The sequence below is a fragment of the Streptomyces sp. NPDC088194 genome, from assembly GCF_040702025.1.
Classification (GTDB): Bacteria; Actinomycetota; Actinomycetes; order Streptomycetales; family Streptomycetaceae; genus Actinacidiphila.
In genome coordinates, this window is sequence record NZ_JBFBIV010000073.1 from 24,538 (window position 1) to 44,144 (window position 19,607).

At 73.1% G+C, this 19,607-nt stretch carries 17 protein-coding genes; 6 read left to right on the plus strand and 11 right to left on the minus strand.

Translation table 11 applies throughout. The annotated features are described in order from the left end of the window. Positions 1–10 precede the first annotated feature (10 nt). The 11 genes from pstS to AB0399_RS30500 form a co-directional block, all read right to left on the minus strand. Positions 11–1,162 (minus strand): phosphate ABC transporter substrate-binding protein PstS, encoded by a 1,152-nt coding sequence (gene pstS / locus AB0399_RS30450; RefSeq protein WP_366413534.1) that lies wholly within the window; start codon positions 1,160–1,162, stop codon positions 11–13. A gap of 425 nt (positions 1,163–1,587) precedes the next feature. After that, a complete protein-coding gene (locus AB0399_RS30455) occupies positions 1,588–2,007 on the minus strand; it encodes an NUDIX hydrolase (RefSeq protein ID WP_366413535.1) in 420 nt (139 codons plus the stop codon). Next, entirely contained in the window at positions 2,004–3,260 is a 1,257-nt protein-coding gene (locus AB0399_RS30460) for a CHAD domain-containing protein (RefSeq protein ID WP_366413536.1), read from the minus strand. The genes AB0399_RS30455 and AB0399_RS30460 overlap by 4 nt, the downstream gene beginning before the upstream one ends. Beyond that, on the minus strand, positions 3,238–5,499 hold the full coding sequence (locus AB0399_RS30465; RefSeq protein ID WP_366413537.1) for an RNA degradosome polyphosphate kinase: 2,262 nt from the start codon (positions 5,497–5,499) through the stop codon (positions 3,238–3,240). Before AB0399_RS30465 ends, AB0399_RS30460 begins: the two co-directional genes overlap by 23 nt. A gap of 578 nt (positions 5,500–6,077) precedes the next feature. Beyond that, on the minus strand, positions 6,078–7,019 hold the full coding sequence (mshD, locus tag AB0399_RS30470) for a mycothiol synthase (RefSeq protein ID WP_366413538.1): 942 nt from the start codon (positions 7,017–7,019) through the stop codon (positions 6,078–6,080). Further along, positions 7,016–8,212 (minus strand): MFS transporter, encoded by a 1,197-nt coding sequence (locus AB0399_RS30475; protein WP_329366268.1) that lies wholly within the window; start codon positions 8,210–8,212, stop codon positions 7,016–7,018. Before AB0399_RS30475 ends, mshD begins: the two co-directional genes overlap by 4 nt. A 113-nt stretch (positions 8,213–8,325) precedes the next feature. Then, positions 8,326–9,804, minus strand: coding sequence for a HAMP domain-containing sensor histidine kinase (locus AB0399_RS30480; RefSeq protein ID WP_366413539.1), 1,479 nt, complete (start codon positions 9,802–9,804; stop codon positions 8,326–8,328). Continuing rightward, positions 9,801–10,541, minus strand: coding sequence for a response regulator transcription factor (locus AB0399_RS30485; protein WP_328467488.1), 741 nt, complete (start codon positions 10,539–10,541; stop codon positions 9,801–9,803). Before AB0399_RS30485 ends, AB0399_RS30480 begins: the two co-directional genes overlap by 4 nt. Before the next feature lie 155 nt (positions 10,542–10,696). Next, positions 10,697–11,947: a trypsin-like peptidase domain-containing protein gene (locus AB0399_RS30490; protein WP_329366262.1), complete on the minus strand. Its 1,251-nt coding sequence runs from the start codon at positions 11,945–11,947 to the stop codon at positions 10,697–10,699. A gap of 229 nt (positions 11,948–12,176) precedes the next feature. Further along, positions 12,177–13,199 carry a LacI family DNA-binding transcriptional regulator gene (locus AB0399_RS30495; protein WP_329374073.1) on the minus strand — a complete coding sequence of 341 codons (1,023 nt, stop codon included), beginning with the start codon at positions 13,197–13,199 and terminating at the stop codon, positions 12,177–12,179. 43 nt (positions 13,200–13,242) lie between these two features. Continuing rightward, the gene (locus AB0399_RS30500) at positions 13,243–14,082 is read right to left on the minus strand and encodes a response regulator transcription factor (protein WP_329366260.1); all 840 of its coding nucleotides are present in this window, start codon (positions 14,080–14,082) and stop codon (positions 13,243–13,245) included. Positions 14,083–14,276: 194 nt separating this feature from the next. Here AB0399_RS30500 and AB0399_RS30505 point away from each other — a divergent pair, with 194 nt between their 5' ends. From AB0399_RS30505 to AB0399_RS30530, 6 genes are all read left to right on the plus strand, one after another. After that, positions 14,277–15,086 carry an alpha/beta fold hydrolase gene (locus AB0399_RS30505; protein WP_329366258.1) on the plus strand — a complete coding sequence of 270 codons (810 nt, stop codon included), beginning with the start codon at positions 14,277–14,279 and terminating at the stop codon, positions 15,084–15,086. A 52-nt stretch (positions 15,087–15,138) separates the two neighbouring features. Beyond that, entirely contained in the window at positions 15,139–15,423 is a 285-nt protein-coding gene (locus AB0399_RS30510; RefSeq protein ID WP_328467496.1) for a MoaD/ThiS family protein, read from the plus strand. Between the two features lies 1 nt (position 15,424). Continuing rightward, the gene (locus AB0399_RS30515) at positions 15,425–17,101 is read left to right on the plus strand and encodes a hypothetical protein (RefSeq protein WP_366413540.1); all 1,677 of its coding nucleotides are present in this window, start codon (positions 15,425–15,427) and stop codon (positions 17,099–17,101) included. A 111-nt stretch (positions 17,102–17,212) separates the two neighbouring features. After that, positions 17,213–17,917 carry a DUF2993 domain-containing protein gene (locus AB0399_RS30520; RefSeq protein ID WP_329366253.1) on the plus strand — a complete coding sequence of 235 codons (705 nt, stop codon included), beginning with the start codon at positions 17,213–17,215 and terminating at the stop codon, positions 17,915–17,917. Between the two features lie 419 nt (positions 17,918–18,336). After that, the gene (locus AB0399_RS30525) at positions 18,337–19,173 is read left to right on the plus strand and encodes a sulfurtransferase (RefSeq protein ID WP_366413541.1); all 837 of its coding nucleotides are present in this window, start codon (positions 18,337–18,339) and stop codon (positions 19,171–19,173) included. Between the two features lie 38 nt (positions 19,174–19,211). Further along, complete coding sequence (locus AB0399_RS30530) at positions 19,212–19,502, plus strand: DUF1416 domain-containing protein (protein WP_069466740.1); 291 nt, start codon at positions 19,212–19,214, stop codon at positions 19,500–19,502. Positions 19,503–19,607: the final 105 nt, after the last annotated feature.

The window sequence follows — 19,607 nt, forward strand, 5'->3', positions numbered from 1 at the left end:
GCCGCGTGGGTCAGGAGAGAGCGGTGACGGCGGAGCGGACCTTCGTGGCGATCGCGTCGGGCAGCGGGGCGTAGCCGGCGCTGGACAGCTGGCCCTGGCCGTCGGCGCTCGCGATGTAGTTCAGGAAGGACTTCGTCAGCGGCAGGGTGTCGGACTTGTTGCCCTTGTCGCAGGCGATCTCGTACGTCACCAGGACGATCGGGTAGGCGTTGTCCGCCTTGGTGATGTACGCGGCGCTCAGGTCGAGCGCCAGGTCGGAGCCGGTGCCGACGACCTTGGCCTGCGCGATGCCCGCGGAGGCGTTGGCGCTGCTGGCCTCGACCGGCTGCGAGGCGCCGGTGGCGATCTTGACGGTCGGGATCTGGTCGGCGGTCGCGTAGGACAGCTCGAAGTAACCGATCGCGCCCTCGGTCTGCTTGACCTGCGAGGCCACACCGGAGGACTGGGCGACGGCCTGGCCGCCGTGACCCGCCCACGCCTTGGCGTGCGGGTACGGCCAGTCGGCCTTGGCCGCGCCACCGAGGTACTTGGTGAGGTTGTCGGTGGTGCCGGAGTCGTCCTGGCGGTGGAAGCTCTGGATCTTGGTGCTCGGCAGGCTGGCGCTCGGGTTGAGCTTCTTGATCGCCGGGTCGTTCCACTTGGTGATCTTGCTGTTGAAGATCTTCGCCAGGGTGGGGGCGTCCAGCACCAGGTCGTTCACGCCGGGCAGGTTGTAGCCGATCGCGATCGGGCCGCCGACCATCGGGATGCTGATGCCCTCGCCGCCGGTGCACACCTTCTTGGAGGAGGTGATCTCGTCGGGGGCGAGCGGGGAGTCGGAACCGGCGAAGGCGTCCGTGCCCTGGTTGAAGTCGATGATGCCCTGGCCGGACGACGACGGCTTGTAGTTGATCGTCGCGCCGGAGCACGCCTGCTGGTAGTTCTTCACCCAGGCTTCCATCGCGTTCTGCTGAGCGGTGGAGCCGGAGGACAGGATCTGTCCCTTGGCGCAGGAGATCGACGACGCGTTCGTCGACGAGCTGGCCGAACCGCTGGGCGCCGACGAGCTGTTGTCACTGCTGTCGTTGTTGTCCGAACCGCAGGCGGTCAGGACCAGCGCGCCGGTAATCGCGACCGCGCCGACGGTCAAGGCCCGCAGTCCGCTCTTACGCTGAAGCTTCACCTTCGTGTGTTCCTTCCAAAAGCCCGCCGGTGGACGGCGAAGCAGAGGGTTTGGTGATCTGCATCCACCCGGCGCCTTGCTGCTCACCGGTAAGGCCGAAATTAGGCAGATCAGATGAAGCGGCCAACGGGGGAGAGTGAACGCGAGGTGAACCTCATCCGTCGGTGTGGTGGCCCGGCGCGGGGAGGCTGCTCGGATGAGCCGGGTGGGGTGCGCGAGGAGCGCGTGACCTGGGCATGGGCCCGGCGCACGGATGCCCGCGGGCACCGGCCGGAGGGCACGGCGAGGACCGGGCGACGGGGGCGCGCCGACGGTGCGGGGCGGGCGCGACAGGCGCTAAGGCGCGACAGGGCGCGCGAGGGCGCTACGGCGACGGGCGCGCGACGGCGCTACGGCGGGACCGCGCCACGGGGCCGCGCGGCCGGTCAGTCCGCCAGGGCGCCCAGCAGCGCGGTGATCAGCTCGCGGTCCCGGTCGTGGGTGAGCCGGCGCCGGGCCGCCTCCGGGGCGAGCCAGGCCACCCGGTCGACCTCGTCGTTGGGCGAGAAGGGCGGCGCGGCGGGCCCGGAGGGTGCCTCGGCGGCCCAGTACCTGACCTCCTTGGGACGCCCGGCGGTCCAGTAGTGCGCGGCCGGCAGCGGCGTGCCGAGCACGCACTCCACGCCGGTCTCCTCCCGGGTCTCGCGCACCGCGGCCGCCGCGTGGTCCTCGCCCCGCTTCAACTTGCCCTTGGGCAGGCTCCAGTCGTCGTACCGCGGCCGGTGGATGAGCGCGACCTCGATCCCGCCGCCGTCCGCGGCGCGTCGCCACAGCACGGTGCCGGCCGCCCTGACCGTGGTGCTCACGACTGCCACAACCGGGAGAACGAGAAGCGGGCGGCCTCCACCTCATGCCGCTGGTCGGCGTGCAGCACCCCCAGCGCGTACGCGGTGGCCGGGGCGATCCGGGGGGTGCGGGCCGCGGCGGACACCGCGGCGGCCGACTCGGCGGCCTCGTGGTGCCGCTGGAGGACGAGCGCGGCCTCGGCCAGCCGCGGGTCGCCGTGGCCGCCGGCCCCGGGCACCTCGGCGGCGTACCGGCTCAGCCGCAGCAGGATGCGCACCTGGTGCCAGGGCGCGTCCTGGAGGTCCGCGGTGAGTTCGGCGCCGAGCGCGGCCTGCACCGCCTCGGCGTTGTACGGGTGCGCGGCCCGGCGCAGCGGCAGCGTGCCGGCCGCCTCGGCGAGCCGGGAGTGCGCCTGCTCGGCCAGCGGCGGCAGCACCGCGGCCGCGGGCCGGCCGGCCCGCGCGGTCAGCGGCACCTCGGAGGCGAGCACCGCGATGGAGTCGGCCAGCGCGTGGAAGCGGGCCGAGCCCATCGCCTGCAAGGTCGCCGAGTGCGCCCGGGTACGGGCCAAGGTGAGCTGCCGCTCCAGCAGCGCGGCGGCCCGCGCCGCCCCGACCGCCAGCGGCGCGCCGGCCTGCGTGGGAACCGGGCCGCGCGCGGCGACCGCCGCGACGCCGCCGGCTCCGCCCGACCGCGGCCCCGGGGCCCGGCCGCTCCCGCCCGGCTCCGTGCCGAGAGCGGCTCCGGCTGCCGCGTCCGTACGCCGGCCGAACTCCGATCCGGGCGCGGGGCCGGGACCGGTCGCCGGGTCGGTGTCCCGCCAGGCGCCCTGGGGGAGCGGCGGAGGCGGGAGCGGGTCCTCGGGCGGGGCGAGGGCGGACAGCCGGCGCAGGGCGTCCAGGAGGCGGCCGAGCCGCACCGCGTACTGCGGCTCGCGGCCGAGGGTGGCGCCCAGCCAGCCCAGCTCGGCCCGCATCGGCTCCGCCCAGGCCGGGTCGGTCAGCTCGCCGTAGGTGTGCAGCACGCCGGCGATCCGCCGGGAGCTGCCGCGCAGCAGCGAGTCCGCCACGGCCTCGTCGTCGCCGCGCACGCCGAGCCCGCGCAGGAACGCGGTCGCCTGCGTGCGCAGATAGGACGACAGCGCCTCGCCCGCGCTCCTGCCGTCGGCCCCCGTGCTGACGCCCACCGCGCTGCTCCCCGTGTCCGTGCCGTCGCCCGGTCGACCGGGGATCTCCTGTGCGAGCAGGTCGCTATGTTGCTGCTGACGGGCCACGCCGGCGCCTCCGGGCGTCGATGAGCATTTCCTGGACGTTGCGCAGCGGGCGGCCGTCGGAGTCGGTGCTGTGCCGGGTCCAGTCGCCGTCGGCCGCCAGGTGCCAGGACGCCGTGGCGTCCGACATCCCGGTCTCCAGCAACCCGTTGAGCGTGGCGCGGTGGCCCGGGTCGGTGACCCGTACCAGCGCCTCGATCCGGCGGTCGAGGTTGCGGTGCATCATGTCGGCGCTGCCCAGCCACACCTCGGGCTCGCCGCCGTTGCCGAAGACGAACACCCGGGAGTGCTCCAGGAACCGGCCGAGCACGCTGCGTACCCGGATGTTCTCCGACAGGCCGTCCACGCCTGGTCTGACCGCGCAGATGCCGCGCACCCAGATGTCGACCGGCACGCCGGCCTGCGAGGCGCGGTAGAGCGCGTCGATCACCACCTCGTCGACGATCGAGTTCACCTTCACCCGCACGTAGGCGGGGCGCCCGGCGCGGTGGTGGCCGATCTCGGCGAGGATGCGCTGGATCAGCCCGTCGCGCAGGCTGCGCGGGGCGACCAGCAGCCGGTTGTACGTCTCGCGGCGCGAGTAGCCGGACAGCCGGTTGAACAGGTGGGAGAGGTCCGCGCCGACCTTGGGGTCGGCGGTGAGCAGGCCCAGGTCCTCGTAGAGCCGGGCGGTCTTCGGGTGGTAGTTGCCGGTGCCGACGTGGCTGTAGCGGCGCAGGGTGTCGCCTTCCTGGCGGACCACCAGCGACAGCTTGCAGTGCGTCTTGAGGCCGACCAGGCCGTAGACGACGTGGCAGCCGGCCTCCTCCAGCTTGCGGGCCCACTTGATGTTGGCCTGCTCGTCGAAGCGGGCCTTGATCTCGACCAGCACCAGCACCTGCTTGCCCGCCTCGGCCGCGTCGATCAGCGCGTCCACGATCGGCGAGTCGCCGGAGGTGCGGTAGAGCGTCTGCTTGATGGCCAGCACGTCGGGGTCGGCGGCGGCCTGGTCGAGGAAGGACTGCACGGAGGTGGAGAACGAGTCGTACGGGTGGTGCAGCAGGACGTCCCGCTCGCGCATCGCGGCGAAGATGTCCGGCGGCGAGGCGGACTCGACCTCGGCGAGGTCGCGGTGGGTGCCGGCCACGTAGGGCGGGAACTTCAGCTCCTCGCGGTCCAGGGCGGCGATCGCGAAGAGCCCGGTCAGGTCGAGCGGGCCGGGCAGCGGATAGACCTCGGTGTGCTTCATCTTCAGCTCGTGGACGAGCAGGTCGAGCACCCGCGGCGCGATCGACTCCTCGACCTCCAGCCGCACCGGCGGCCCGAAGCGGCGCCGCATCAGCTCCTTCTCCAGGGCCTGGAGCAGGTTCTCCGCGTCGTCCTCCTCGACCTCCAGGTCCTCGTTGCGGGTGACGCGGAACATGTGGTGGTCGAGGACCTCCATGCCCGGGAACAGCTCGTCGAGGTGGGCGGCGATCACGTCCTCCAGCGGGACGTACCGCTGCGGGCTCGCCTCCAGCAGCCGGGACAGGATCGGCGGCACCTTCACCCGGGCGAAGTGCTCGTGCCCGGAGACCGGGTTGCGGACCACCACCGCGAGGTTCAGCGACAGGCCGGAGATGTACGGGAAGGGGTGCGCCGGGTCGACCGCGAGCGGGGTCAGCACCGGGAAGATCTGCTTGCGGAAGAGCGTGGCCAGCCGGGCCTGCTCCTGGCCGGTCAGATCGCCCCAGCGGATGACGTGGATGCCCTCGTCGGCCAGCTGCGGGCCGACGTCGTTCTGGAAGCAGGCGGCGTGCCGGGCCATCAGCTCGCGGGACCGGGTCAGGATCAGGTCCAGCACGTCGCGCGGCTGGAGGCCGGACGCGGAGCGGGTGGCGACACCGGTGGCCATCCTGCGCTTCAGGCCGGCCACCCGGACCATGAAGAACTCGTCGAGGTTGCTCGCGAATATGGCCAGGAAGTTCGCGCGTTCCAGGAGCGGGGTGGACGGGTCCTCGGCGAGTTCCAGGACCCGCTCGTTGAACGCCAGCCAGCTGCGCTCGCGGTCCAGGAAACGGCCCTGCGGGAGTTCCTCGCCGAATTCCTCGCCGGCCTCGGCCAGCCCGGGCGGCTCCGGGTCGAGATCGGGGACCACTCGCGGCCGGAAAGCGCCGTCGGGGGTGCTGAAGGTGCCGTTCGCGGCGTGCCCGCCCGTGCCTCCGGCAGTCTGAGCCGCCTGGGCGGTCTGCGCGGGTACATTCGGGTGGTTTGTCTGGGCCATGGGTTTCGAGCCCTCCTCCGGTTCCGGCACATCCGCCACATGGGCGGCCCCCGTACGGCGGCCGACGGCCGTCGCTCCATTGTCCCGTGTACCTGCGGGTTTCGGCAGGTCGGGCGGGGGTGTGGGGGGCGGGGCAGCGTGCTGCACCCAGCGATGTTCGCAAGCGCGGTTGAATGACCGGTAAAGAGAGCATTGCCGTCAGGCAAGCGGGGTGCTTCCAGCAAGGGTGCGCTCACCCTCCGGGGTGCCCCCACGCGCCCCTGAGTATGCGCGGCTCTTCGCGAGGTGCCCAGAACTTTCTCCGCGGCGAGCACCTCCCACAAGGGGCGCGGGGAACTGCGCGCCCAGCAGTCCACCCACAGAAGTTCCGGCGACCCCCGCAGCAGCAGCCCGATCGGTCGTCCGGCGCGACAAAGCACCCGGCGGAGCAAGTGCGCCAGGGCCGCTGGAGAGAAGCGACGTTCCTTTCGCGGAGGAGCCGCGCATACCCAGGGGCGCGGGGAACGGCGCGACAAGCCCCCCACCGGCAGGTGGTCCCGGAACCGACAGGACACCTCACCCCGGGGGGTCGGCGGACCCTAGTTCTCCGTTCGGTACATGAGGTCGGTTTCGTGGGTGGTGAAGCCGAGGCGTTCGTAGACGGCGAGGGCGGGCGCGTTGTCGGCGTCGACGTAGAGCATGGCGGTGCCGAGGCCGCGATCCAGGGCGAGGTGGCGCAAGCCGATCGCGGTGAGCGCGCGGCCGAGACCGCTGCCCTGTTCGCCCGGGGCGACCCCGACGACGTAGACCTCGCCCAGCCCCTCGGCCGCGTGCACCTTGGTCCAGTGGAAGCCGACCGGCTCGGAGCCGCGGAAGGCGAGGAAGAACCCGGCCGGGTCGAACCAGGACTCGGCGACGCGGTCGTCGAGGTCGGCGCGGGTGATACCGCCCTGCTCGGGGTGGTGCGCGAAGGCCGCCGCGTTGACCGCGAGCCAGGCGCTCTCGTCCTGCCCGGGCACGAAGGTGCGGACGGTGACGCCGTCGGGCAGCCGGGGCTCGGGCACCCCGGCCGGCTCGGCGTCGAGCGGGCGGCGCATCTGCCGCAGCTCGCGGAAGAGTTTCATGCCGAGCCGCTGGGCGAGGTGCCGGGCGGCGGGGTGCCCGCCGTGCGCCCACACCCGCAGCCGCCGGTCGGTGGCGGCGAGCAGCTCCGCCGCCAGCGCCTGCCCGTGGCCTTGCGAGCGGCGCTGGGGGTGCACCACGAACTCGGCGGACGGCGCCTCCACCGGGTCGGTGCCGTCGATCTGCCCGTAGCCGGTCAGCTCCTCGGTCGTCGTGCCGTCCGGTCCCGGCCGCGGCGTCGGTGTCCACAGCAGCAGGTGCCGTACGCCGGGGCGGCCGGACTTGCGGATGTGCAGCCGGCCCTGTTCCGACACGGCCGGCTGGCCGTCCTCGGCGGCGGCGGCCTCGATCAGGTCGAGGACGGCCCGGGCGGCATCGTCGGGCAGATCGGTGCGGGTCTCGATGCGGCGGTCGCTCATGCCGTGATCGTACGGCGCGGCTCCGTGCCGTCCCGCGGTGCCACCTGGGGTCGTACCGGGATGATCGCGGCCGACACGCAGGCGGTCGCGGCGGCCAGGACGAAGCCCGGCCAGTAGGCGGTCGCCGAGATCAGCGCGGCCATCGCCGGGGGCACCACGGCGGCGGTCAGGTTCTGTCCGGTGTTGTGCACGCCCAGCGCCCGGCCGGACCAGGCCGCACCGGCCCGCTCGGCGGTGGAGGTGAAGGACAGCCCGTTGGTACTGGCCGAGATCGCGATGGCGACGACCAGCAGGACCGGCGTCAGCGGGGACGGGAAGGCGGTGGTCAGCGCGGTGGCGCCGATCACGACGGCGGTGACCGCGGCGAGCTGCCGCATCGGGCGCATCCGCTCGCCGACTGCGTCGGACCAGCGCCCGACCAGGATGCGGGAGACCGCGCCGAGCCCCTGGGCGACCGCGATGAGCTGTCCGGCGTGCACCGACGACCAGCCGCGCACGTCGACCAGCAGCACCAGCGCGAACGCCCCCGCGGTGAACTGCGGGATCACCAGCAGCGCCGCCGAGCCGTGGATGCGCCACAGCACGTTGGAGCCGCGGTACGGGTTCGGCGCGGGCGCGGCCGCCGCCTTCCTCGTCCGCGCCGGGTCGGCGGCGAACAGCGCGATCAGCACGGCGATCACCCCGCAGGCCACCGCGAGGAAGCCGATCGCGCCGGGCAGGCCGTGCGCGTCCGACAGCGGCGGCATCGCCAGCGCGGCCACGCCCATGCCCAGCGGCGTGGACGTCTGCCGGATGCCCATCGCCAGGCCGCGTTCCTTCGCGGCGAACCAGCCCATCACCAGCCGGCCGCTGGCGGAGTAGACCGAGGCGCCCGCCGCGCCGGCCAGCACCAGCAGCAGTCCGAGGGCGAGCATGCCGTGCGCGGCCCACGCGGCCAGCGCGAGGGCGCCCGCCGCCAGCCCCAGCCCGCAGGCGATCACCACCCGCTCGCCCCATCGGTCGGCCGCGGCGCCCCACAGGTACAGGGCGAGCACGAGACCGGTGGTGGGAGCCGCGACGAGCAGCCCGACCTCGGTCAGCGACAGGTGCTCCTGCTTGCGCAGGGTGTCGGCGAGGTACGGGATGCCGTAGACGAACGCGCAGGCGGCCGTCTGGGCCGCGGTTCCCAGGGCCAGCATCAGCCAGCGACGCATGGGTGCACCTCCTCGGTAGGTGGTGCACCCAACTATGTCGGCTCACCGAAGGGTGAGACAGAGTATTCCGAATAGTGAGACGGAATCCGGTGGCGCCGTGACCCGCGGGTGCCTCAACTCCCGCCGGGCGGAGGGAAGTCGGAGGGCGGGACGTCGGACGGCTGGGTGTCGGGCGGGAGGTCCGGCGGAGCCGTCGGCGCGCCCGGCAGCCGTAGCGCCGCCAGCGTGCCGCCGCCCGGCGCCGGGGAGAGCGACACCTCGCCGCCGGCCTGCTGCGCGGTGCGGGCCACGATCGACAGCCCCAGGCCGCTGCCCGGCAGCGACCGCGCCGACGGCGAGCGCCAGAACCGCTCGAACACGTGCGGCAGGTCCTCCGCCGGAATGCCCGGGCCGTGGTCCCGCACCGTCAGCAGCCCGCCGCGCAGCCGCACCTCGATCTCCCCGCCGGGCGGGGAGAACTTCACCGCGTTGTCCATCAGGTTCACGATCGCCCGCTCCAGCGCGGCCGCCTCCGAGCGGACGAACCACGGCGCCACGTCCGCGACGATCTTCAGGTCCGGGCCGCGCAGCCGGGCCCGGGCCAGCGCCGTCTCCGTCACCTCGTGCAGCGCCACCACCTGGAGCGTCGGCCCCGCGTCCGGCCGGGACAGCTCCTGGAGGTCCCCGATCAGCGAGGCCAGCTCCGTCATCTGCGCCTTCACCGACGCCAGCAGCGCCTTGCGGTCCTCCGGCGGGATCGCCCGCCCGGTCGCCTCGCTGCGCTCCAGCAGCTCGATGTTCGTCCGCAGGCTGGTCAGCGGCGTCCGCAGCTCGTGCCCCGCGTCCGCGATGAGCTGCTGCTGGCGGTCCCGGGACGACGCCAGCGCGGCCGTCATCGAGTTGAACGACGCGGACAGCCGGGCGATCTCGTCCTGCCCCTCGACCGGGATGCGGACGTTCAGGTCCTCGGTCCGCGCGATGTGCTCCACGGTCTGGGTGAGGGTGTCCACGGGCCGCAGCCCGGTCTGCGCGATGAGCAGACCCGCGCTGGCCGCGCCGACCGCGCCGATCCCGGTGACGGCGAGCAGCACCCAGGCGAGGGTGGTGAGCGGATCGGTGACGACGCTCAGCGGGCGGGCCACGGACAAGGCGACCGGCTGTGTCTGGTCCTGCAGGATCAGCCGCACGTTGGTGTTCACGGTGTACACGCGCAGCGCGGTGCCGTCGCTGTGCACGGTGTGGGTCACGGAGACCCGCTGCGGTCCCGAGGTCGCGATGCTGCGGTCGGCCGCCGTCGTCGCGAACGTCTTGGTGCCCGTGATCAGGCAGGTCTTGCCGTCGGGCAGCACGATCTGGGCGGACACGCTCGACGGGTTGATGTTGTACTGGCCGTTGTCGGGCGCCGCGGACTGGCAGGAGAAGGGACCGAGACGGCTGGCGCGCGAGAGTTGCTGCGTCGCGTCCTCCACGCCCTGGCTGAGGGACCTGTCCAGCTGCGAGTTCAGCTCGTTCCGCGTGATCAGCCAGCAGGCCAGCGCGGCCAGCGCGACCGCGATGAGCACCGCGGCCGCCGTGAGGATGGTGAGCCGGGAACGCAGGGGAAGGCGGTTCACGCGTGCCCGCCGTCGGGGGCGCGCAGCACGTAGCCGACGCCGCGCACGGTGTGCACCAGCCGCGGCATGCCGCCGGCCTCGGTCTTGCGGCGCAGGTACATCACGTACACGTCGAGCGAGTTGGAGGACGGCTCGAAGTCGAAGCCCCACACCGACTTGAGGATCTGCTCCCGGGTCAGCACCTGGCGCGGGTGGGTCAGGAACAGCTCCAGCAGGGTGTACTCGGTGCGGGTCAACTCCACCTGCTGCCCGGCCCGGGTGACCTCGCGGGTGGCCGTGTCCATCCGCAGGTCGGCGAAGGTGAGCGCGTGCGCGTCGTCGTCGGTCCGGCCGGGCGGGGTCGCGTACGAGCTGCGGCGCAGCAGCGCGCGCAGCCGGGCGAGCAACTCGTCCAGTTCGAAGGGCTTGACGAGGTAGTCGTCGGCGCCGGCGTCCAGGCCCGTGACGCGGTCGCCGACGGTGTCCCGGGCGGTGAGCATCAGGATCGGCGTGGTCACTCCGCTCGACCGCAGCCGGCGCGCCGTGGTCAGGCCGTCCATCCGCGGCATCAGCACGTCCAGCACGATCGCGTCGGGGCGGTAGCTGTCCGCCTGCTCCAGCGCGGCGAGTCCGTCGGCGGCGAGCGCGGTGTCGTACCCCTCGAACGCCAGGCTGCGGCGCAGCGCTTCCCGTACGGCCGGCTCGTCGTCCACGATCAGCACCCGCGCGGGCGCCTCGCCGCTCTCCCCGTTGCTCATCCGTTCCCTACCTCATGACCCGTCTGTGGTGTCCCCAGCGTCGCACGTCATCCTCGGCGGATGGCGTCGTTGCGCGTGCGCGGCTCGTCCCCGGCGTGCGGCCGTACGACCGGCCACCCGCCGGGGGACGTTCCGGCGACCACCGCGGGCACCTCCTAGTTGCTGTCCCCGCCGGCCCTCAGGTGCGCGAGGTCGGACGTGACGGTGTTGATCGGGATGGCGAACCCGAGCCCCACGCTGCCCGCGCTCGACGAGGAGGAGCTGCTGTCGGAGGAGCTGGAGTACATCGCCGAGTTGATGCCGACGATCTGCCCGCTCATGTTGATCAGCGCGCCACCGGAGTTGCCCGGGTTGAGCGACGCGTCGGTCTGGATCGCCTTGTACGTGGTCGTGGTGCTGCCGGTGCTGCCGTTGTACTGGTTGCCGCCGAAGGAGAACGGCCACTGGTCGCCGCTGCCGCCTCCGCTGCCCCCGCCGTAGCCGTAGCCCTGCTGGCCCTGGCTCTGGTCCTGGCCCTGGCTCTCCTCGACCGGCACGGTCACATCGCGGTTGAGCGCGGAGACGATGCCGCTGGTCACGGTGTCGCTGAGGCCCTCGGGCGAGCCGATCGCCACGACCTGGTCGCCGACCGCGAGCCCGGAGGAGTTGCCGAGGACCGCCGCGGGCAGTCCGCTCGCGCCGTTCACCTTGATCAGCGCGAGGTCCTTCTTCGCGTCGGTGCCGACCACCGACGCGGACGCGGTCTTGCCGCTGCTGTAGGTGACGGAGATGCTCTGGGCGCCCGCGATCACGTGGTTGTTGGTGATGATCTGGCCGTTGGAGGTGATGATGACGCCCGCGCCGGTGGACTTGCCGTCGCTGAGGGTCGCGTTGATCTCCACCACGCTGGGGTTGACCGCCTTGTACACGCCGGCCACGGAGCCGTCCACGGCGGAGGCGTTGACCGCGGCGGCGGACGCCACGCTGTTGCCGGAGTTGTCGGTCGCGTGCCCGATCAGCGCGCCGGCGCCGCCGCCGATCACACCCGCGGCCAGGGCCACCGCCGCGGCGAGCGCGAACGGCCGGCTCATCCGGCGGCGCCGGTGCGGGACGGGCGCGGCACCCAGGGGCGCGGCACCCACGGCCGCGTAGCCGGCCTGGTAGGCGGGCGGCGGCGGGTAGCCGCCGGAGCCGGTCGCGGTCTCGGGGGCCGGGGGAACCACCGACCCCTGGATCACGGTGTGCCCGGGCTCGCCGCCGCCGTAGTACGGGTCCTGGTAGCCGCCCCCGGAGTGCGGGTGGGGCTGCACGGGCGGAGCCGCGGGGGTGGGCGACTCGGAGTACGGCGCCTGCGGGTCGGGCTGGAGCGGAAGCTGCGGGTCGTACGGAAACTGGGGTTCGCCGTTGCGGCTGCTCTCGCTGGTCATGCCTATGACTCTGTGCTCGGTTCATGAGAGCTTCCTGAGTGCACGCTGAGAAGCCCGACAGAAGTAGGTATGCCCGATATAAGGAAGAGCGGTCGGCGGCGCGCGCGGCCCTTATCCGGCCCGTACGGACGCGGTGCGAGGCCCGGTTTTCAGGCCGGTTTCGAGGCTGCTCCACGGCCCTCGCGGCGGCCGGTCGCGGACCGCCCGCGCGGGCCGGTGCGCCGCGTGCTCAGGCGCAGCCGCACGAACCCCGGACGACCAGCCGAGACGGGAACTGCCGGACCCGCTCGCGGCGCGAACCGGGCACCCGCAGCGAGTCGTCGAGCACCGCGTCCACCGCGGCGCGGGCCATCGCCTGCCGGTCGGAGGCGACCGTGGTCAGCGGCGGGTCGGCGAGCGCGGCCTCCTTGACGTCGTCGAAGCCGGCCACCGCCAGCTTGCCGGGCACGTCGATCCGCAGCTCGCGGGCGGCCCGCAGCACGCCGATCGCCTGGTCGTCGGTCGCGCAGAAGATGGCCGGCGGCCGGTCCGGCCCGGCGAGCAGGCCGAGCGCGACCTGGTAGGCGTCGTAGCGGTTGTACGGCGCCTGGAAGAGCCGGCCCTCGGTGGGCTTCCCGGCCTCCGCCATGGCCCGCCGCCAGCCGACCACGTGGTCGGTGACGGGGTCGCCGACCTCCGGCGTGACCTCGGTGCCGCCGAGGCAGGCGACGTAGTCGTAGCCGTGCTCCAGCAGGTGCCGGGTGGCCAGTTGGGCGCCGCCGATGTCGTCGGTGACCACCGCGATGTCGTCGATCGCCTCGGGACGCTCGTGCAGCAGCACCACCCGGGCGTCCCAGGCGTCGATCTCTATGGCGGCGTTCTCGCTGGGACCCTGGCTGATCAGGATCAGCCCGGACACCCGCATGCCGAGGAAGGCCCGCAGGTAGTGCACCTCGCGGTCGTCGAGGTAGTCGGAGTTGCCGACCAGCACCATCTTTCCGCGCTCGGACGCGGCCTGTTCGACCGCGTGCGCCATCTCCGCGAAGAACGGCTGGCGCGCGTCCGGGACGATCAGCCCGATCAGGTCGGTACGGCGGCTGGCCATCGCCTGCGCGACCCGGTCCGGGCGGTAGCCGAGCTGCTTGATGGCCGCGAGCACGCGCTCGCGGGTGGCCGGGGCTACCGGCCGGGGTCCGTTGTTGATGACGTAGCTGACGACCGCGGTCGAGGTCCCCGCCAGCCTGGCCACATCGTCACGCGTCACCTTGGGCACGTCGCGCAGTCTACGCGTGTCCAACCTGCCGTCATATAAAAGTTCAGACGGTCTGCTCGGCCGAACTGCGCTTGTCCACATACTGGTCGGCGGACCGCTCGACCGAGCCCTCCGCCGGGTACCGGCGGCTTCCCTCGCGGTCGGGCTCCTCGGCGGTCCGGTCGCCCGCGCTCGCCTTGTCGGCCTTCTCGGTCCGGTCGCCCTTCTCGGGCTTCTCCGGCGTGACGAAGCGGTAGCCGACGTTGCGCACGGTGCCGATCAGCGACTCGTGCTCCACGCCGAGCTTGGCCCGCAGGCGTCGCACGTGCACGTCCACGGTGCGGGTGCCGCCGAAGTAGTCGTAGCCCCACACCTCCTGGAGCAACTGGGCGCGGGTGAAGACCCGGCCGGGGTGCTGCGCGAGGTACTTCAGCAGCTCGAACTCCTTGAAGGTCAGGTCGAGCACCCGGCCCTTGAGCTTCGCGCTGTACGTCGCCTCGTCGACCGACAGGTCGCCGTTGCGGATCTCCATCGGGCTGTCGTCGTTGCTGATCTGCTGGCGGCCCATGGCCAGCCGCAGCCGCGCCTCGACCTCGGCCGGGCCGGCGGTGTCCAGCAGCACGTCGTCGATGCCCCAGTCCGCCGTGACGGCGGCCAGGCCGCCTTCGGTGACCACCAGCATCAGCGGGCAGCCGGGGCCGGTGGAGCGCAGCAGCTGGCACAGGCTGCGCACCTGCGGCAGGTCCCGCCGGCCGTCGATCAGGATCACGTCGGCACCGGGGGTGTCGACCAGAGCCGGGCCCTCGGCGGGTGCCACGCGCACGCTGTGCAGCAGCAGACCGAGTGCGGGCAGCACTTCGGTGGAGGGTTGAAGGGCGTTGGTCAGAAGCAGGAGTGAACTCACCGGGCGCTCCCGTAGGTCGTCGTCCGGCCGCGGTACGCCGTCACGGACGAGGGCGGTGGTGCCAGGACACGTCTCACGACCTGTCTCAAAACCGAACCCTCCTCGATTTCCGCGAGGCGACACGCATGCCGGAAAGCACGAAAGGACCCGGGGGCGACATTGCCCAGGTCCTCTTCCAGGGAACAATAGCCCACATGGACAGCCCTGCCGAGAGCGACGACAGCCTTTCGCGTGTTTCGGTGGTCACTTCGAGTGGCCGCCGGGCGGTGTTGTTGACATCCGATCGGGTGCCCGTCGAGGCGGAGCACATCCCGGCACCGGCGGGTTCCGGCCGACTGGCGATCGTGGTCGCGCACGGCTTCACCGGCGCCCTGGAGCGGCCCGCGCTGCGCCGCGCGGCCGGGCGGCTGGCGGCCTACGGCGGCGTGGTGGCCTTCTCCTTCCGCGGCCACGGCGGCTCCGGCGGACGCTCCACGGTCGGCGACCGGGAAGTGCTCGACCTGGAAGCGGCGGTGCGCTGGGCACGGCAGTTGGGATACCCGGACGTGGCCACCGTCGGCTTCTCGATGGGCGGTTCGGTGGTGCTGCGGCACGCCGCGCTGTTCGGCGTGGACGCGGTGGTGTCGGTCAGCTCACCGGCCCGCTGGTACTACCGTGGCACCCCGCCGATGCGCCGGCTGCACTGGGTGGTGACCCGGCCGGTGGGGCGGCTGGTCTCGCGCTACGGGCTGCACACCCGTGTCCACACCCGCGACTGGGACCCGGTGCCGCTCTCCCCGGTGCAGGCGGTGCCGCTGATCCCGCCGGCGCCGCTGCTGATCGTGCACGGCGACCGGGACGCGTACTTCCCGCTGGACCACCCGCGTTCGCTCGCCGAGGCGGCCGGTCCCGGCGGCGCGGAGCTGTGGATCGAACCCGGCTTCGGGCACGCGGAGAACGCGGCCGCGCCGGAACTGCTGGACCGGATCGGCACGTGGCTGACCGCCCGCTTTCCCGCGAGCTGACGCCGACGGGCCATGATGGACCCGCACGACGCACTGACCTGAGGACGGAGCGATGGCAGCACCTGACACGGCGGGGCCCGCGGCGGGCACGATCCGCTACTGGGCCGCGGCGAAGGCCGCCGCGGGCACGACGGAGGAGCCGTACCGCGCGGCGACCCTCGCCGACGCCCTGGCCGCGGCCCGCGCACGGCACGCCCGCGAACCGGAGTTCGCCCGGGTGCTGCTGCGCTGCTCCTTCCTGATCGACGGCACGCCCGTCGGCACCCGCGACCACTCCGCGGTCCCCCTGCCAGACGGCGGCACGGTGGAGGTCCTTCCGCCGTTCGCGGGAGGATGAGATGAACGACTTCCACGGCCCCGACGAGCCGTACGGCACCCCTGCCGCCGACGGCGCCCCCGGGCAGACGCCCCCCGGGCAGGCCCCGGCCGAGGGCTACCCCCAGCAGCCGGCCGACGGTCACGGGCAGCCCTACGGCCACTCCTACGGTTACGCGCCGCCGGCCCCCGGCGGCTGGGGCGACGGCGCCCCCGGCTATCCCGACGGCGCCCCCGGCCCGCAGGCGTACGGCCCCGGCCAGGACGCCCACCCGCAGGCCGGGTACGACCCGTCCGGGTACGACCAGGGCGGATACGCCCGGCCCGGGTACGGCACCGGCTACGAGCAGGCCGGCCACGAGCAGACCGGTCACGGCCACGGCGGCTACGCGGAAGGCGGCTACACACAGGGCGGCTACGTCCAGCCCGGTTATGTACAGCCCGGCGACCAGCCGACAGGCGGCGGGCAGGGCGCGTACGCCGGACCGGGCGACCCCTACGGCGCGGCCGGCCCTGGCCACTTCCACCCGCCCGCCGACGGGACCACCTACGTACCGGAGCCGATCGGCGTGCAGTTGCCCTCCGACGCGGAGCCCGGCAACGGATTCGGGGGGCCCGCGGCCGGCGGCACGTGGAGCGGCCAGGCGGCCGCCGGACAGGGGCAGGCGGCGCCGCCCGCCGCGGACACCTGGGCCGCGGCGCCCGCACCCGCGCCCGCCTGGGGCACCACCCCCGGCGGCGCCCCCGGATACGCGCCCGGCCAGGACGCCGGCTACGGGTCCGGCTACGGGCGGCAGCCCGCCCCCGCCCCCCGGCACGCCCCGGACGTACCCGTCGCCGCGGCCGCGCCCGCCGGGTACGCCCCGGCCGAAGACGAGCAGGAACCCGAACTGGAGCGGACCGCCGCGCTTCCCGTCATCGAACCTGAAGCAGCCGTGCCGCCGCACCGGACCGGCTCGCCGATCATCCCGCCCGGCATCCAGCCCGCCGGGCTGACCGCGGTGCTCGGCCTGCTCCTGGCCGGCGGGGCGGCGGTCGGCAAGCCCGCCCTCGCGGTGGTGCTGGTGCTGCTCCAGGCGGTCACCGCGGCCGGCTGGTTCCGGCTGAACGGCATGTGGCCCGCCCGGCAGGGCATCGTGCTGGCCTTCCTGTCCGGCGTCACCGTGGACATCGCGGTGCTCGCGGTCAGCGGCGGCCACGGCCCGGTCGCGCTGCTCGGCACCCTCGGGGTGTGGCTGCTGCTCGTCCTGGTGCTCCAACTGCGCCACCACGGCTCGGCCGACGAACGCCTCTCGTCGCTCACCGCGACCTCCGCCTCCACCCTGCTCACCGTGGTCGCGGGCGGCTACCTCCTCACCGCCACCTCGCACGCGGGCAGCGACCCGGTCGTGGTCGGGGCGGTCGCGGTGGCCGCCGCCACGCTGGTGCGCGCGGTGCGGCTGCCGGGCGGGGAGCCCGTCTCGCTGGTCGCCGCGCTCGTGGTGGCCGCCGCCACCGGGGCGCTCACCGGCCCGGCCACCGGCTTCGGCTCGGGGCACTCGGTGCTGCTCGCCGCCGCGGCCGGCGCCTGCGCGCTGATCGGCCTGCGGGTGGCCAGTTACGACTGGCCGTCCCGTTTCGTGCACTTCACCGCCGGGGTCGCGCTGCCGCTGACCGCGGCCGCCCCGGTCGTCTACGCCCTCGGTGCCGCACTGACCTGATCACGAGCGTGAGATAAATGATCGGCCCGGCGGGAACCGTACGGGCCCCGCCGCCCGTCAGGCGTTGCGAGCGAGTCGAACGGTAGAACGGTCAACAGCCGGGGAGAACCCATGCGCGCGGCGCGAATAACACTGATCGTGGTCCTGGTCCTGGGCGCGATCTTCGTCGGGCTGGACCGGATCGCCGTGTACGTGGCCCAGAACAAGGCCGCCAGTCAGGCCCAGACCTCGGAGGGCCTGACCGACAAGCCGAAGGTGGGCATCAAGGGCTTCCCGTTCCTCACCCAGGCCCTGTCCGGCAAGCTGCACCACGTGACGATCAACGCCGACGGCGTCGCGGCGTCCAGCGGCGGCCAGAGCGTCCAGGTCGAGGACTTCCACGCCGACCTGTACGACGTGAAGCTCTCCAACGGCTACAGCGAGGCCAAGGCCGACCGCGCCACCGGCGAGGCGAAGATCAGCTACGAGGAACTGACGAAGGCCGCGCCGGACGGGATCACCGTCTCGTACCCGGGCGACGGCACCGACACCGTGCGGATCACCGGCTCCTACCTCGGCACCAACCTCAGCGTGCTGAGCAAGCTCAGCGTCGTGGACCCGAAGTCCGGGGCCGCGCCCAACACGATCCAGCTGCACGCCGAGGGGCTGCCGAAGGAGTTCACCGCGCTCGGGCTGGAGACCAAGCTCCGCAACCAGATCGACTTCACCCCCGAGCTGACCCACCTGCCCGCGGGGCTGGGCCTGACCTCGGTCACCACCGGCCCGGACGGCATCACCATCAAGTTCGGCGGGCATGGGGTGGTTCTCGCAGGCTGAGACGCCGCTGTCCACCACGGCGGCCTAGGCCGCCCCGGCACCCCTCGCGCACCGCTCGAACGCGCGCGCGAGGGGTGCCGTGCGTGCGGTGCCCGCAGCTCGTCTTGTTATATGGACAGTCTCGTCTCGTCATGCGATACACCGGTGACACTTCGCGCTTTATTTCCCTACGATCGGGACTCATGAAGCGACAGGCGGACCTCACAAAGCGGCGGGCAGTGGACCTGTGCCGCGTGGCCGCCATGCTCTGTCGACTTTCCTGAAGGGCGCCCGCCCCGCCGCGACGCCGCGGCCCCATGGCCCTCCGCGGCCGGCCCGCCGCCCTCCCCGCTGCCGCCAGGCACCCCCGACGCGCCCGCGCGCTTCGACGCAAGTGACCGCGCCACCGCACATTCCGTACTGCCCCGGAGGAGATCAGCATGAGCCGCAGTGACGTCCTCGTGGACGCCGACTGGGTCGAGGCCCACATCGACGACCCGAAGGTGGTCATCGTCGAGGTGGACGAGGACACCTCGGCCTACGAGAAGAACCACATCAAGAACGCGGTCCGCATCGACTGGAAGTCCGACCTCCAGGACCCGGTCCGCCGCGACTTCGTCGACCAGGCCGGCTTCGAGGCACTGCTGTCGGCCAAGGGCATCGCCAACGACGACACCGTCGTGCTGTACGGCGGCAACAACAACTGGTTCGCGTCCTACGCGTACTGGTACTTCAAGCTCTACGGCCACGACGCGGTGAAGCTGCTCGACGGCGGCCGCAAGAAGTGGGAGCTGGACGCCCGCGAGCTGGTCGACGAGGTGCCCGAGCGCGCCGCGACGACGTACCAGGCCAAGGCCCAGGACACCTCGATCCGCGCCTACCGCGACGACGTGGTGGCCGCGATCGGCGCGCAGAACCTGGTCGACGTGCGTTCGCCCGACGAGTTCTCCGGGAAGCTGCTCGCCCCCGCGCACCTGCCGCAGGAGCAGTCGCAGCGCCCCGGCCACGTGCCGAGCGCGCGCAACATCCCGTGGTCGAAGAACGCCAACGACGACGGCACCTTCAAGTCGGACGACGAGCTGAAGGCGCTCTACGCCGAGGAGCAGGTCGACCTCGCCACGGACACCATCGCCTACTGCCGGATCGGCGAGCGCTCCGCACTCACCTGGTTCGTGCTGCACGAGCTGCTCGGCGTGAACAACGTCAAGAACTACGACGGCTCGTGGACCGAGTACGGGTCCCTGGTCGGCGTGCCGATCGAACTCGGCTCGAACTGACGTCGAGCAGGACCCAGACGAGGCGAGGACTGAACCTTATGTGTGGAGCGAAGGCCGGCGGCCCGGACCTGGCAGGAGTTGACGTGGCGAACGAGACGATCATCCAGGGGTCCGTGACCCGCGACGGCGAGCCGGTCAGCGGCTATGTGCGGCTGCTGGACGGCGGCGGCGAGTTCACGGCGGAGGTGCCGACCTCGGCCACCGGGCAGTTCCGCTTCTTCGCCGCCCCCGGCACCTGGACCCTGCGCGCCCTCGTCCCGGGCGCCACGGTCGACCGCACGGTGGTGGCCCAGCAGGGCGCCGCGGCAGAGGTCGCCATCGCCGTCTGACCCGGTCCCGGAAACCCGGACAGGCGCCCAGCCCCCCCAGCGCCCGGCCCGGCCCCACGACATAGAACGGCAGAGCGGCGGGGCGGGGCTGGGGGGGGTAAGCCC

Bases quoted from the DNA above. Each gene is read 5' to 3' on its own strand.
- AB0399_RS30465 (WP_366413537.1), bottom strand. From the start codon at position 5,499: ATGGCCCAGACAAACCACCCGAATGTACCCGCGCAGACCGCCCAGGCG.
- mshD (WP_366413538.1), bottom strand. From the start codon at position 7,019: ATGAGCGACCGCCGCATCGAGACCCGCACCGATCTGCCCGACGATGCC.
- AB0399_RS30475 (WP_329366268.1), bottom strand. From the start codon at position 8,212: ATGCGTCGCTGGCTGATGCTGGCCCTGGGAACCGCGGCCCAGACGGCC.
- AB0399_RS30485 (WP_328467488.1), bottom strand. From the start codon at position 10,541: ATGAGCAACGGGGAGAGCGGCGAGGCGCCCGCGCGGGTGCTGATCGTG.
- AB0399_RS30490 (WP_329366262.1), bottom strand. From the start codon at position 11,947: ATGACCAGCGAGAGCAGCCGCAACGGCGAACCCCAGTTTCCGTACGAC.
- AB0399_RS30505 (WP_329366258.1), top strand. From the start codon at position 14,277: ATGGACAGCCCTGCCGAGAGCGACGACAGCCTTTCGCGTGTTTCGGTG.
- AB0399_RS30510 (WP_328467496.1), top strand. From the start codon at position 15,139: ATGGCAGCACCTGACACGGCGGGGCCCGCGGCGGGCACGATCCGCTAC.
- AB0399_RS30515 (WP_366413540.1), top strand. From the start codon at position 15,425: ATGAACGACTTCCACGGCCCCGACGAGCCGTACGGCACCCCTGCCGCC.
- AB0399_RS30520 (WP_329366253.1), top strand. From the start codon at position 17,213: ATGCGCGCGGCGCGAATAACACTGATCGTGGTCCTGGTCCTGGGCGCG.
- AB0399_RS30525 (WP_366413541.1), top strand. From the start codon at position 18,337: ATGAGCCGCAGTGACGTCCTCGTGGACGCCGACTGGGTCGAGGCCCAC.
- AB0399_RS30530 (WP_069466740.1), top strand. From the start codon at position 19,212: ATGTGTGGAGCGAAGGCCGGCGGCCCGGACCTGGCAGGAGTTGACGTG.